12 protein-coding genes and 2 pseudogenes are annotated in these 12,437 nt (G+C 64.8%); 4 read left to right on the plus strand and 10 right to left on the minus strand.

What is annotated here, in order from left to right:
• Nucleotides 1-4: 4 nt before the first annotated feature.
• Genes CNE_RS19650 through senB form a run of 3 tightly spaced genes read right to left on the minus strand, consistent with a single transcriptional unit; the run spans nucleotide 5 to nucleotide 2,905 of the window.
• The gene (locus CNE_RS19650) at nucleotides 5-856 is read right to left on the minus strand and encodes a putative selenate ABC transporter substrate-binding protein (RefSeq protein WP_013952018.1); all 852 of its coding nucleotides are present in this window, start codon (nucleotides 854-856) and stop codon (nucleotides 5-7) included.
• Nucleotides 840-1,913: a selenide, water dikinase SelD gene (gene selD / locus CNE_RS19655; RefSeq protein WP_013952019.1), complete on the minus strand. Its 1,074-nt coding sequence runs from the start codon at nucleotides 1,911-1,913 to the stop codon at nucleotides 840-842. Before selD ends, CNE_RS19650 begins: the two co-directional genes overlap by 17 nt.
• Nucleotides 1,910-2,905 (minus strand): selenoneine biosynthesis selenosugar synthase SenB, encoded by a 996-nt coding sequence (gene senB / locus CNE_RS19660; protein ID WP_013952021.1) that lies wholly within the window; start codon nucleotides 2,903-2,905, stop codon nucleotides 1,910-1,912. The genes selD and senB overlap by 4 nt, the downstream gene beginning before the upstream one ends.
• Here senB and senA point away from each other — a divergent pair.
• Nucleotides 2,892-4,106: a selenoneine synthase SenA gene (gene senA / locus CNE_RS19665; protein WP_228772620.1), complete on the plus strand. Its 1,215-nt coding sequence runs from the start codon at nucleotides 2,892-2,894 to the stop codon at nucleotides 4,104-4,106. The two genes, senB and senA, sit on opposite strands and share 14 nt — an antisense overlap.
• Before the next feature lie 261 nt (nucleotides 4,107-4,367).
• Nucleotides 4,368-4,757, plus strand: coding sequence for a cupin domain-containing protein (locus CNE_RS19670; protein ID WP_013952022.1), 390 nt, complete (start codon nucleotides 4,368-4,370; stop codon nucleotides 4,755-4,757).
• A gap of 1 nt (nucleotide 4,758) precedes the next feature.
• On the opposite strand, the gene CNE_RS42900 is transcribed toward CNE_RS19670, so the two are convergent.
• From CNE_RS42900 to CNE_RS19690, 5 genes and pseudogenes are all read right to left on the minus strand, one after another.
• A complete protein-coding gene (locus tag CNE_RS42900; protein ID WP_249678751.1) occupies nucleotides 4,759-5,118 on the minus strand; it encodes a BBE domain-containing protein in 360 nt (119 codons plus the stop codon).
• The gene (locus CNE_RS19675) at nucleotides 5,000-5,584 is read right to left on the minus strand and encodes an FAD-binding oxidoreductase (protein WP_013952023.1); all 585 of its coding nucleotides are present in this window, start codon (nucleotides 5,582-5,584) and stop codon (nucleotides 5,000-5,002) included. Before CNE_RS19675 ends, CNE_RS42900 begins: the two co-directional genes overlap by 119 nt.
• A 38-nt stretch (nucleotides 5,585-5,622) precedes the next feature.
• Entirely contained in the window at nucleotides 5,623-6,087 is a 465-nt protein-coding gene (locus tag CNE_RS19680) for a YaiI/YqxD family protein (RefSeq protein WP_041228526.1), read from the minus strand.
• A gap of 91 nt (nucleotides 6,088-6,178) precedes the next feature.
• On the minus strand, nucleotides 6,179-6,607 hold the full coding sequence (locus CNE_RS19685; RefSeq protein WP_013952025.1) for a VOC family protein: 429 nt from the start codon (nucleotides 6,605-6,607) through the stop codon (nucleotides 6,179-6,181).
• 324 nt (nucleotides 6,608-6,931) lie between these two features.
• Nucleotides 6,932-7,438: pseudogene (locus CNE_RS19690) on the minus strand (LysR substrate-binding domain-containing protein); the annotation flags it as partial.
• Nucleotides 7,439-7,440: 2 nt separating this feature from the next.
• On the opposite strand from CNE_RS19690, the pseudogene CNE_RS19695 reads away from it, so the two are divergent.
• Both CNE_RS19695 and CNE_RS19700 read left to right on the plus strand, forming a co-directional pair.
• Nucleotides 7,441-8,061, plus strand: a pseudogene (locus tag CNE_RS19695) (MFS transporter); the annotation flags it as partial.
• A gap of 258 nt (nucleotides 8,062-8,319) precedes the next feature.
• Nucleotides 8,320-9,780: a PQQ-dependent sugar dehydrogenase gene (locus CNE_RS19700; RefSeq protein WP_013952028.1), complete on the plus strand. Its 1,461-nt coding sequence runs from the start codon at nucleotides 8,320-8,322 to the stop codon at nucleotides 9,778-9,780.
• 242 nt (nucleotides 9,781-10,022) lie between these two features.
• Here CNE_RS19700 and CNE_RS19705 read toward each other — a convergent pair whose 3' ends face one another.
• Nucleotides 10,023-11,405 (minus strand): DUF1329 domain-containing protein, encoded by a 1,383-nt coding sequence (locus CNE_RS19705; protein WP_013952029.1) that lies wholly within the window; start codon nucleotides 11,403-11,405, stop codon nucleotides 10,023-10,025.
• 29 nt (nucleotides 11,406-11,434) lie between these two features.
• Entirely contained in the window at nucleotides 11,435-12,427 is a 993-nt protein-coding gene (locus CNE_RS19710; RefSeq protein WP_041228527.1) for an NADP-dependent oxidoreductase, read from the minus strand.
• Nucleotides 12,428-12,437: the final 10 nt, after the last annotated feature.

The following is a 12,437-nucleotide window of genomic DNA, read 5'->3' on the forward strand; positions in this document are numbered from 1 at the left end:
GGCATCATTGGATAAGGCCCGCGGCGCGGGCTGCGGCCTCGATGCCGGCGTAGTTTTCCGGTCGGGTGGGGATGTACCTGGCGGTCCGCTGCAATGCCATGATTTCCCGCTGCTCGGGATTGGCCGGGTCAAGTCGCAGGAACGCTTCGGTCAGCTTCTTGCGCAAGGCCGGATCGAGCCCGCCGCGCACGGTCCAGTTGTAGTCGTAGTAGGGCGGTGTGACGGCAAATACCCTGACCTTGGCGGGATCCACCTTATGCTGCTCAACCAGCTTGTCCCACACCGAGGCATTGAGCACGCCGGCGTCGGCCCTGCCGGCCTGCACGAAAGCCACCGTCGCATCGTGGGCGCCCGAATAGGCGACCGTCTTGAAGTCCTTGTCCGGGTCGATGCCGGCCTGCAGCAGGAAGTGCCGTGGCATCAGGTGGCCGGAGGTAGAGGACGGCGCGCCGAAGACGAAGGTGTGGCCTTTGAGGTCGGCCAGCGACTTGATCGCGCTGTTGGCGGTGATGAACTTGCTGGTGAACGCGGCATCTTCTTGGCGCTGGACGATGGGGATGGTGGCTCCCTTCGTCCGGATCTTGCTCTGCACATAGGTAAAGCCGCCCAGCCACGCCATGTCGATCTTGCCGGTGGCCAGCGATTCGACCACCGCAGCGTAGTCCGTGACGGGCACGAACTTCACCTTCATGCCGGTTTCCTTCTCCAGGTAGTTGCCGAGCGGCGCGAACTTGCGCTGCAGCTCGGTGGGGGACTCGTCGGGAATGGCCGAGACCTTCAGGACAGCCTGGGCACCGGCGAGGCCGGCAAAGCCCAGCAGGGTCAGCGCGGCAAGGCGCTTAAGCAACGGCAACACGGGCGGCTCCTTGCGTCATTTCACCGATCACCGCAGCGTCTGCGAAGCCGTCCCGGCGAAAGATCTCCAGGATCTCGTCCACGGCTTCCGGTGCGCACGACACCAGCAAGCCGCCGCTGGTCTGGGGATCGGTCAGTAGTGCCTTCTGGCTTGGCGTGACCGACGTGGACAGGTCCACCTCGCTGCCGTAGCTGACCCAGTTGCGCCCCGATGCGCCGGTCACCAGCCCTTCGGCGGCCATGCGCTCAACCCGCGGCAGCAGCGGAATCCGCCCCATGTCCAGCCGGGCGCCGACGCCCGCGCCACGACACAGTTCCAGCAGGTGGCCGAGCAGGCCGAAGCCGGTCACGTCGGTCAGCGCGTGGACACCCGGCACTTCGGCCAGCAGTCGGCCGGGCGTGTTGAGTTTGGTGGTGCAGGCAATCAGGTCTTGATAGCCGGCCGCGTCGAGCTTGTCCTTCTTCACCGCGGCGGACAACACGCCCACGCCCAACGGCTTGCCGAGGATCAGCTTGTCGCCCGCCTCGGCGCCGCTGTTCTTCTTGACCCGATTCGGGTGCACCAGACCAAGGACCACCAGCCCGTAGATCGGCTCAAGGGAATCGATGGTGTGGCCGCCCGCGACCGGGATGCCCGCCTGGGCGCAGATCGATTCCCCGCCTTCGAGGATCTTGCCGATGACCTCAGGCGGCAGCTTCTCGATAGGCATGCCGACCAGCGCCAGCGCCATGATCGGGGTTCCGCCCATGGCGTAGACGTCGGAGATGGCGTTGGTGGCGGCGATACGCCCGAAATCGTACGGATCGTCCACCACCGGCATGAAGAAGTCCGTGGTGGCGATCAGGGCCTGGCTGTCATTGAGCTGGTAGACCGCCGCGTCGTCGCTGGTTTCCTTGCCGACCAGCAGTGCTGCCGGAGCAGGGAAGCCGACCGAATTCCTGAGGATTTCGGAAAGCACACCGGGGGCGATCTTGCACCCACACCCGCCGCCGTGGGAGAAGGCGGTGAGCTTGATCTTTGCGTTGTTTGGCTGGTCCACTGCGGGGCTCCGGGTCATTCTGGTTTCAAGGCGTCGGCGACAAGTTTACTCACTTCCGCCCGTTCCCGCGCCGGCGCAAACAGCGGTGCGCGAAGTGCGCATTGCTGCCGCAGGCGGTTCAGGAACCCGGCGTCCCGGCTGGTGCGTTCCAGCACCAGCGCCAATTGCGCGGCGTCACCCAACGGAAAATAGCCTTCGTAGTCACGGCCCAGCATGCCGAAGTTGCCCGGGATGCGGCTGGCCAGCACCGGCACGCCGCTGGCGACGGCCTCGGTGATCACGTTGGCGCCGCCTTCCATGGCGCTGGAGATCACCATGGCCTGTGCTTGTCGGATGTGCTGCCGGGTTTGGTCATGGGGCAGGTTTCTGAGCCAGACATAGCGCCGCACGCCGGGCCAGGCTTGTGCTTCCAGCGCCAGGGCCGCCTGCTGATATGCGTCATCCAGCGCGCCACCGATATGGATCAGGCGCACGCGCGAATCGTGGGGAAGCAGCGAAAGGGCGCGCATGGGCGTCAGCGGGTCTTTTTCCGCCCGCATGTGGCCGACCAGCACGACGTCGAAGTGATCCTGGCTGGGCGCCGCGGGTGCGCATGCCGGGGCAGACTGGTAGATCACCCGGCACCGGGCGCGATGCGCGGCCGCCAGTTCGGCGAGCCCTTCGTCCTGCAGCACCACCAGATGGGTGGCGAGTGCGAGCGAGCGCTGGGCTGATGCATCGGTGCGGATGTCGCGGTACAGATCGGTGCCGGTCAGCACGACGATTAGCGGACGATCCGGACAAGCCTCGGCGAACCTGGCGATGGACTCGGCCGAGCGTCGGGCGTGCAGGGCGATCAGGCAGTCGGGCAGGGCGCCGCCCTGGCTGGCCGTCGACCATTCAGCGGCCAGTGTGACATCGTAGTCCCCCTGCAGGAACCGGGCCCAGCGATTGGCGGTTTGCCAGTTGCCATTGTTGGCTTTGCGCAGCGCCGGACTGATAATTGCGACGGTGGCCTTGGGAGGACGCATGACGATAGGTTCTGAGGGGGCAGCAGCAAGAAGGATAAACAAGTTCGAGCTGGATGCGGCGTTTGCCGAGGCGCACCGGCGCACGTGGGGCCTGCTTCAGGAGCTATCGCCGTCCCAATGGCAGGTTCCTTACGATGCAGGAATCAATCCGCCCTTGTGGGAGTATGCCCATATCGCCTGGTTCACGGAGCTATGGGTGCTGCGGGAGCCGCGTGCCGGTCAGGACGGCCGCTGGGTGGCCAGCCTCCCGTCCATGCTGGCGGACGCCGACCGCCTCTTCGATTCCATGCGCGTCGCCCACCGGGATCGATGGCATCTTGCGCTGCCCCGGCTCCCCGAGATTCGCGACTACGCAGCCGCCGTGCTGGAGCACGTTCGCGCCAGGCTCGCCACGTCGGACGATACCGACGCTGCGCTCTATTTTTTCCGGCTCGCCTTGTTCCACGAAGACATGCATGCGGAGGCGCTGACCTATATGCGCCAGACGCTCGATTATCCGCTGCATGCCCCGCTCGGCATGCCTTCCATTGCGCCAGGCGCCGGCTCGGCAGCCGCAGGCGGCGACACGTTCCAGATGGGGTCACCCATCGGAGGCGACGGGTTCGTCTTCGACAATGAGAAGTGGTCCCACCCGGTCCACATCGCCCCGTTCCGCATCGATCGCACTTGCGAAAGCAATGCCGCATTTGCGGAATTCGTGGCCGCAGGCGGCTACCGCGACCGTCAATGGTGGTCCGACGACGGACGCGCATGGCTGCAACAGAGCGGGCTGGCGCATCCGCTGCGCTGGCGCCGGACAGCCGGCGGCATCGCGGGGCAATGGGCGTTGCGCTGGTTCGGGCAGTGGGTGCCGCTGCCGGCCGAACAGCCGGTGTGTCATATCAATGCCTACGAGGCGGAAGCCTATTGCCGCTGGGCCGGCAAGCGCTTGCCCACGGAAGCCGAATGGGAGTATGCGGCAACGCATGACCTGATCCGCTGGGGTAGCGCCGTGTGGGAATGGACGGCTGATCCTTTCGTGCCCTATGCAGGGTTCTCGCCCGACCCCTACCAGGAATATTCCGCCCCCTGGTTTCACACGCATCGCTCCGTTCGCGGCGGATCGTTCGCCACCCATGCCCGCATGCAGCATCCTCGCTACCGGAACTTCTACCTGCCGCACCGCGGCGACCTCTTTGTCGGATTCCGCTGCTGCGGTTGAGGAGGGAGGGCGTCTCCACGGTGATATCAATGCTTGCGCTGAGCGCTACGGTCTCACGTTGCGTCGCCAATTCCGTTCGGTTTCGTACATACCATGAAGGCTTTGGCGAAAAGACTCTCCGCAATTGACGGCTTCGCCGCTGCCAGGCCGACGCAGGGACCAAGACATGCATCACGTTAGCGAATCGCTGTATATGAAAGTCCGCTGGGACTAGATGGGATACCCATCTCCGAAAATCCGAAATAATTTCGAGGAGACGTCATGCACTACCAGCATTTGGCCATGTTCGGCGCCGTGGCATTGATGGCAGCTAGCGCGCTGGCGCAGAGTTCGGGCCTGACCCGCACCTTGGTCGGACGGGCCGACGTATCCGTGCCAGGTCGCGAAGCCGTGGTCGCGCGCGTGGAGGTGGCGCCAGGCGCCTATGCCGGGCGTCATACGCATCCCGGAGACGAGATCAGCTACGTTATGGAAGGCGAGGCGCAACTCCTGATCGACGGCCAGTCGCCACGCACGGTCAAGGCCGGTGAATCGTTCGTAGTGCCTGCCGGCGTGGTGCATGACGCCCACAACAGCGGTAGCACGGCGACGCGGGTGCTTGGCGTGTACGTGGTCGAGAAGGGGAAGCCGCTGGCATCGCCGGCGCCGTGAGTCAGATGTCGGTGGATTCGATGTTGAGCCCGCGCACCGGCCCGGGCCGGACATTCTGGTTCAGACGAAAGAAGTTGGCCGGGTCGTATTTGTTCTTGATCTCGACGAGCCTTTGGTAGTTTTCCCCATAGGCGGCCCGTACCCTGTCCTCTCCCTCCCCGCCCAGATTATTCGCATAAACCGCGCCCGTCGAGAACGGCCGGATAGCGTCCCACGTTTCGCGCGCCCACCGTACATTCGCTTCATCGTCTGCCGGATCGTCCCAGATCGAGATGGGGAAGCAGTCGTAGAGCGCATCGCGGTTTACGTAGGGTGTCTCCGTCCTCGGGACCCGGGCGATCGCCCCGCCAACCTGCTTCAAAACCAGCAGTGGCATGCCGCCAGGCGCGTTCGCGTAGGCATAACAGGTCCGCGTTCTCGGTGGCACTGGCTCTGAGCATGCGGCCATCGGCCAGCACGATCTCGGCCGCGATCAGGTTATCGCATGCCAGGCCATGCTTGCGGCCTAGCCTGCCGAAGCCGCCGCCAAGCGTCAGCCCGGCGATACCAGTATCGCTGTTGACCCCCATCGTCGTCGCCAGCCCGTGCGACTGGGTTGCGCGGTCGAATTCGCCCAGGCTCAGGCCTGCACCCGCACGCGCAATGCGGTGTACCGGATCGAATTCGATCCGTTTCAGGCGCGCCAGATCGATCACGATGCCGTCGTCGCAGACGGACAAGCCGGCGACGTTATGGCCTCCGCTGCACACCGCCACCAGATAGCCGCCAGACCGGGCAAACGTCACGGCACGGCTGACATCGGCGGCATCGGCGCAATAGACGATCATCGCCGGCCCCACTACTGCGTTGCTATGGCTAGCAAGTCTCAGGCGACGGCACCTGGCGGCGCATGGCGTGCCAGGAAGCGGTCCAATTGGCCAGCGAACGCCTTGCTATCCTGCGGAGCGTACGGTGCCGGTCCGCCGGTATCCACGCCCGAGCTGCGGAGTTGTTCCATCACCTCGCGCATCGTCAGGCGCTCCTGGATATTCTCACGGCTAAACCAGCTCCCTCGCGGGTCGAGCACATAGGCGCCCTTGTCAAGGGCGGCGGCGGCAAGAACGATGTCCGCGGTAATCACGAGGTCCCCGCTGCTGACCAGTTCGACGATACGGTCATCGGCGACGTCGAAGCCCGCAGGCACTTGCAGTGCCTTGATAAAGCGCGAAGGCGGCGTGCGCATGTACTGGTTGGCAACCAGCGTGACGCACACTTCGACACGTTGTGCGGCCCGATACAACATTTCCTTGACGACAACCGGGCAGGCGTCTGCGTCAACCAGTACTTGCATCACGGTACTTCCAATGGAGGGAGGGAACGCTCATATTACTGCCTGCGCGCGTCTCGATGGGAAGGAACGTCGGCCTTGATTGCGGCCAGCATTATTTCTCTTCTCGCATCGATGGGGTAAAGGTGATCCCTACCAATAACCCTTCCGGCCCGATGAAACGACTGACGGTCTGGCCCCACGGCTCTTTCTTGTTCCTGACCAGCATTCGGTACCCTCGTGATTCAAGCTCTGCCGTAGCCCTTTCGACGTTATCAACGTCAAACTCAATCCAGGCTTGCGGGATAGGAACGTCACCAGGCCACGAATCGCTGCCATAGCAGGACTGAGCTGCCTCAGAAAGCGGCCACAGGGCGAAGCTGTTCGCTCCTTGCAGAGCCTCCGTATGAAGGTAACCGCCTTTCTCCTCATTGAAGGGGATGCCGAAGGTCTGGCTGTACAGCTTGCGGCTTGCCTCCGCTTCACGAACAATCGGGCCAAAGCCTGCGATGAACAAGACTGTGGTATTTGCGATCTCTTCCATGGCTTCTCCTTTGCCCTGGGAATGAGCGGTTTGGCTCGGAAGCAATGGCCACAAGTACGGGATGCGAGCGGGTGGGTGACCGCAATGGCCGACTACCTGACGAGCATGACTGTCCACGCCGATCGAGCTTTGGCCTGGCATAGAGGCCGGTTCATGGGGGGACTGGTCCTGGATAAGTGTAAGGCCTGTTTCGGTTGACTTGTAGCCGCTACTCCCGCGCGGCGACCGGCGGTCAGGCGGATTCAGGAGCGCTCGCGGCATCGCATGCATGTCGTTTCACTGTGGCCTGGCAGCCGGCTGTCGCCCGCCGCGCTCCCTTCGACGCTAGCGGCGGGCCGACCCGCCAACGCGAAGTGCGTTCACCACCAGCGAAAAGGCTGGCGATGCCTGGCGGCGGCGGGGGTAGTACAGGTGGTAGCCCCCAAACGGAGGGCACCAGTCTTCCAGCACGCGTCCCAGCCGCCCTGCCTCGACGTGGGGTGCGAATTCCTCTTCCGGGAGGAAGGCGACGCCCAGCCCCTCAAGCGCGGCCATCACGATATGCGGCGTGGTGTTGAAAACGACCTGGCAGTCGACGCGCACCTTCAATTGACGGCCACGGCGCTCGAAGTCCCAGACGGACAAGCCTCCGTGCGTTGGAAACCGGAGATTGATGCAGCGGTGCGCTGGCAGATCACGTGGTGTCTTGCGAGCCGGATTCCCGGCGAAGTAAGACGGCGCGGCCACCACGGCCATGCGCAGCCTGGGGCCGATGGGCACGGCGATCATGTCCTTGTCGATGGTGTCGCCCAGCCGCACCCCTGCGTTGAAGCGATCCGCCACGATATCCCTGCCTGCCTTCAATGCAGGCTGAATCGCGCGCAGCCGCCTCTGGCAACGTCCTCAGGCTGTTCAAGAGCCGCGGTGCGGCTCTCGGCATGACTGCCTGCGGCGCCTTCTTCATGGGGCAGTTCGCGTTGTTCACGTATGTGCGGCCGTTCCTTGAAGGCGTGACGCATGTCAGCATGTCCGCGTTGTCGCTCGTTCTGCTGACCATCGGTGTTGCAGGCTTCATCGGCACCACGCTCATTGGTCATGTTCCTGAAGCGGGGGGTGTACCGCACCCTGATCTCCATCCCACTGTTGATGGCGGTTATCGCCTTGGCGCTGATCCCCTTTGGCGGCTGGTCGCAGCGGTCGCGGCGCTGTTGGGTCTTTGGGGGCTGGCGGCTACTGCGGCTCCGGTTGGCTGGTGGAGCTGGATCGCCCGGACCATGCCGAAGAACGCCGAAGCCGTCGGCGGGTCGATGGTGGCCGTGATTCAGCTGGCCATCGCACTGGGCTCCACCCTTGGCGGCCTGCTGTTCGACATCAGCGGCTACCAGACCACGTTCGTGGCGAGCGCCGCGCTGTTGCTCGTCGCAGCCTTCCTGACTTTCCTTGCCTCGCGCTCGGGCATGGCACAGGCCGCCTGAGTCAGAAGCCGGAGCAGTACTGGACGTCCCTGGCGACGGATGCGCTGTTTCCCGATGAAGTGCTGGCCGGGGGAAGCTTGCGGATCCGGCCACCATAGCTGATCCAGGCGCCCGCATGTATCGCCGATGCCACGCGCATGAAGTACCTTTTACAAAGGCGAGGCGCGCCTGCCGCTGGAAGCCCGGCCGGACTTGTGCCAGGGCCGTGGACCGGTTCTTGCATGGCAGGCTGTGCCTGAGCCGTGACAGGAGCGCGCCATGTCCGAAGCACTTCGATATTCGCTTTGCCGATTCTTCATCGCCTGCTGCCTGGGTCTCGCGGCCTGCGGAGGGGGCGGGGACGGCGGGGGTAGTGACAGCGCCACGGGCACCGGCACCGGCACGCTGACGCTCTCCATCTCCGGCCTGCCGTCCGGGACGTCGGCGGCCATCACGGTATCGGGGCCTGGCCAATTCCGCCAGACCGTGACCCAGTCGACTACGCTGTCCAACCTGGCTGCTGGCAGCTACACCATCAGTGCCGCCAGCGTGCTGACGGGCAGCACGCTCCTCAAGCCCCAGCCGCCTTCGCAGACCGTGGCGGTGACCGCGGGCGGCCGTGCTTCGGCAAGCGTGGCCTACGGCTCGCCGGAAACCGTGCAGTTGTCGCTGACGCAGGTTGCCGGCGGGTTATCAGCGCCTATCTTCCTGACCGCGCCCCACGGCGATTCGCGCCTGTTCGTGGTCGAGCGGGCCGGCCGCATCCGGATCGTGCGCAACGGCACATTGGTCGCTACACCGTTTCTCGATATCGCAGCGCTGACGACGACCGACGGCGAGCGCGGGCTGCTGTCGATGGCGTTCGATCCCAACTATGGGACCAACGGCCGCTTCTACGTCTATTACACCGACGCCAATGGCGCCATCACCATCGCCCGCTACAGCGTGTCGGCCGCGAATCCGGATATCGCCAATGCATCCGGCACCGTGCTGCTGTCGATCCCGCACGGCACTTTCTCCAACCACAACGGCGGCCAGCTCGCGTTCGGCCCGGAGGGCATGCTCTATATCGGCACGGGCGACGGCGGCGGCAGTGGCGATCCTTCGGGCAACGCCCAGAACCCGGGAACGCTGCTCGGCAAGATGCTGCGCATCGACGTCAGCGGCGCGTCCGGCTACGGCTTGCCTGCCGGCAATCCGTTCGTCGGCCAGTCCGGCAGCCGCGGCGAAATCTGGGCTCTCGGCCTGCGCAACCCGTGGCGGTTCTCGTTCGACGCCGGCTTGTTGTATATCGCCGATGTCGGCGAGGACCAGCGCGAGGAAGTCGACGTGGCGCCGGCCACCAGCGCGGGCCTGAACTACGGCTGGAACCGGACCGAGGGCACCGCCTGCGTGGGTGCGGCCGGGTGCGACAAGACCGGGCTGACTATGCCGGTCTTCGAATACGGCCATGACGCGGGCGCTTGTGCCATCGTCGGCGGCTATGTGTACCGGGGCAGTGCCAGTCCGGCGCTGCAGGGGCGGTACTTCTATACCGACCTTTGCACGGGCAAGCTGCTGAGCTTCATGTATCGCGACGGCGTTGTCGTCGAACAGGTCGACTGGAAGGTCACTGTCCCAGGCAGTGTGTTCTCCTTTGGCGTGGATGACGGGCAGGCGCTGTACGTGCTGGCCGATCCGGGCACGTCGACGACGAGCGGGCGGGTGTATCGGGTCGATGTGTCGGGCGGCACGCCGTAACGGCGGGGCTTAGGGGAGTACTGCGACTTCGGGCAGGGGTCACGCCGCTGGTTTCCGCCTCGTCGCCCATGAACGCGATAATCGAGCTCGCGCTGAGGCAAGCGCTTGCGCAAGCCACTGGAGCAGTCGAGCTCCAGCACTTATGCATGGGGAACATCCAGGGATGGAATCAATGCACGACCACAAGCCCCAACAGCAGGCATCCTCCCTCAGTCATCCGGATGCCTGCATGGGTGCGAGAGTCAATGCCCCGCCCCCCGGATCGAATCGGGCGAGAAATACGCTTCACTGAACTGCGGACTGCTGTTCAGGCGTACCGGCTTGCCTTCATTGGTCAGCCGGTCCGCCAGATAGGCGCCAGCGGTGAGGTCGTGATAGAACGCCACCGCCGGGTAATAGCGCCGTGCATCGTAGGCGAAAAGCGACGATTGCAGATTGGTCCGCCACAACTGGCCGCGGGCATCGTAGTTGTCGGCAAGCACGGCCATCCAGGTGTCCTCGTCCAGGTACAGCACGCGCTTCGCGTATTGATGCCGGAAGCCTGGCTTCAATTTGGCTTCGAGCACCCAGACGCGGTGCAGTTCGTAGCGGACAAGGTCGGGGGCCGCGTGGTTGGCGCCCAGCAGCTCGGCGTACTTGACGGCGGGATCGGCCAGCTTGTAGTTGTGGTAGGGGATATAGATCTCCCGCTTGCCGACAATCTTCCAGTCGTAGCGCTCACCTGAGCCATTGAACAGGCGATCGTCGTCCACGGTGCGGAAGCCGCCCGGACCGAGCGGCTGGTCGAAGCCGAACTCGGGTGCCTGCCGGACCCGGCGCGTGCCGGGATTGTATTGCCAGGTCCTGGCCGTATCCGAACCTTCGCGATCCCAGAAATTGTGGGAGACGATGATATTGCCGCGTTCGCGTAAGGGCAGTTCGGTTTCAACGCGGGCGAAAGTCCGGTTGATCAGGGGCGAGCCTTTTTCGAATGCGGTGCCGTTGACCGGCGACCAGATGTCGTATTTCCACTTGCCCCACGCGATCTTGCCGTCGCGATACACGACTGCCTGGTCATAGACGGCGGCCTCTTCGGCAATGGCGGAAGAGAAGCGAAGGTTCCACATCAGCTCCAGGCCATTCTTGGGAACGGGAAAAGGCGCGGTGGGCGGATAGTCCTTGAGGCCGTTCGCGTCGCTCGTCAGCTGCGTGCCGGGGGCGTGGTGCTGGATCGCCTTGTAGACGGCATCGCCATAGCGAAAGTCGCGATGGCTGGGATAGATCGCCATCTTGAAGGTTGCCGGGTACAGCCTGAACATGGCGAGCTGCCCGTCGCTCAGGCGGGCACGGTACTGCTCCAGGTTCTGGGCCGTGATCGTTGCCAGCGGTTGTTCCGACGCGTAGGGGTCGGGATATGCATCGCCCGGCCGGAACGCCAGGCCTGCGGGCGTGGCCTGCCACTTGCCGCTCCACGCGGGGATGCTGCCATCCTTGTTGGCAGACCGTTCCGCGCCCATGGGCGTGAGGGGACCGTCTAGGCGCTTGACTTCGTCAGGCGTCATCGCGGCCAGGGAAGGTGCGTTGATCTGTGAAACGGCTAGCACCGCACCGGCAAGCGTGCATAGCAGGAGAGCTTTGCTCTTCATTGTCTTTACTCCGTTCGATGGTGTCATGGTCATGCGCCAGCATTGGCTGGCTCGGCGATACGCAGCACCAGCTTGCTTGCCGCCTTGCCCGACTGGACCAGATCGAGTGCGCGCCCGGCCTGCTCCAGTGGCAGGCATTCGATGCGGGGCGGTCGCAGGCGCCCGCTGCCGAGCAGCGCTGCGATCTCGCGCAGCCGCGCGCCGCTGGGCATCTTGCTGAACGCCACGGCGGTGCGGACGCCGCGCTGCGCGGCTGCGGCAGGATCCGGGCCGTTGTCGCCACTGACCAGCGTCAGGATGGCGACAAGGATGCCGCCGGGCCTGAGCAGGTCCATGCCGTTCGGCAGGGTGCCGCAGCCAACCGCGTCCAATACCAGGTCGACGCCAGCCGGCGCCCATGCCCGCATGGCGGCAGCGATGTCGTCGCCCCGGTAGTCGATTGCCAGGTCGCACCCGAGCGCCATTAGTTCGTCGCGGCGTGCCGCGCTGCAGGTGGCTGCGACGGTTGCCCCGGCCGCCTTTGCCAGTTGCACGGCAAACGTGCCGACCGCGCCGGCACCGCCATGGACTAGCACCGTCTGGCCTGGCTTGAGTCCGCCTTCGTCGAAGAGTCCCGTCCAGGCGGCCAGCGCCGGGGTGGGGACGGCCGCGGCTTCGGCAAATCCCAGGTTGTCGGGAATCGGCACCACGCAATCCTGGCTGACCGCAACGTACTCGGCATAGGAACCCCACTTGCCTGCGCCGACCGCGGTCTGCGCGAACACGCGTTGTCCCGGGACAAAGTCCTTGACGCCGCTTCCCACCGCTGCCACGACGCCGCTGGCATCGAAGCCGATCACGAACGGGAAGCTGTACTGCATGAAGTGGCTCAGATAGCCTTCGCGGCATTTCCAGTCAGCGGGATTCACGCCGGCACAGGCCACGCGGACCAGGACTTCGCCGGCAGCGGGTTCCGGCCTCGGGAGGTCTCCAAGCCTGAGTACGTCGGGCCCGCCGGTACGATCAATGACGACAGCGCGCATGCTCTTCTCC

It is taken from the genome of Cupriavidus necator N-1, assembly GCF_000219215.1.
Taxonomy (GTDB): Bacteria; Pseudomonadota; Gammaproteobacteria; order Burkholderiales; family Burkholderiaceae; genus Cupriavidus; species Cupriavidus necator.

Coding starts and splice junctions, on each gene's coding strand:
- selD (WP_013952019.1), bottom strand. CDS start 1,913: ATGACCCGGAGCCCCGCAGTGGACCAGCCAAACAACGCAAAGATCAAG.
- senB (WP_013952021.1), bottom strand. CDS start 2,905: ATGCGTCCTCCCAAGGCCACCGTCGCAATTATCAGTCCGGCGCTGCGC.
- CNE_RS19670 (WP_013952022.1), top strand. CDS start 4,368: ATGCACTACCAGCATTTGGCCATGTTCGGCGCCGTGGCATTGATGGCA.
- CNE_RS19675 (WP_013952023.1), bottom strand. CDS start 5,584: ATGATCGTCTATTGCGCCGATGCCGCCGATGTCAGCCGTGCCGTGACG.
- CNE_RS19680 (WP_041228526.1), bottom strand. CDS start 6,087: ATGCAAGTACTGGTTGACGCAGACGCCTGCCCGGTTGTCGTCAAGGAA.
- CNE_RS19685 (WP_013952025.1), bottom strand. CDS start 6,607: ATGGAAGAGATCGCAAATACCACAGTCTTGTTCATCGCAGGCTTTGGC.
- CNE_RS19700 (WP_013952028.1), top strand. CDS start 8,320: ATGTCCGAAGCACTTCGATATTCGCTTTGCCGATTCTTCATCGCCTGC.
- CNE_RS19705 (WP_013952029.1), bottom strand. CDS start 11,405: ATGAAGAGCAAAGCTCTCCTGCTATGCACGCTTGCCGGTGCGGTGCTA.
- CNE_RS19710 (WP_041228527.1), bottom strand. CDS start 12,427: ATGCGCGCTGTCGTCATTGATCGTACCGGCGGGCCCGACGTACTCAGG.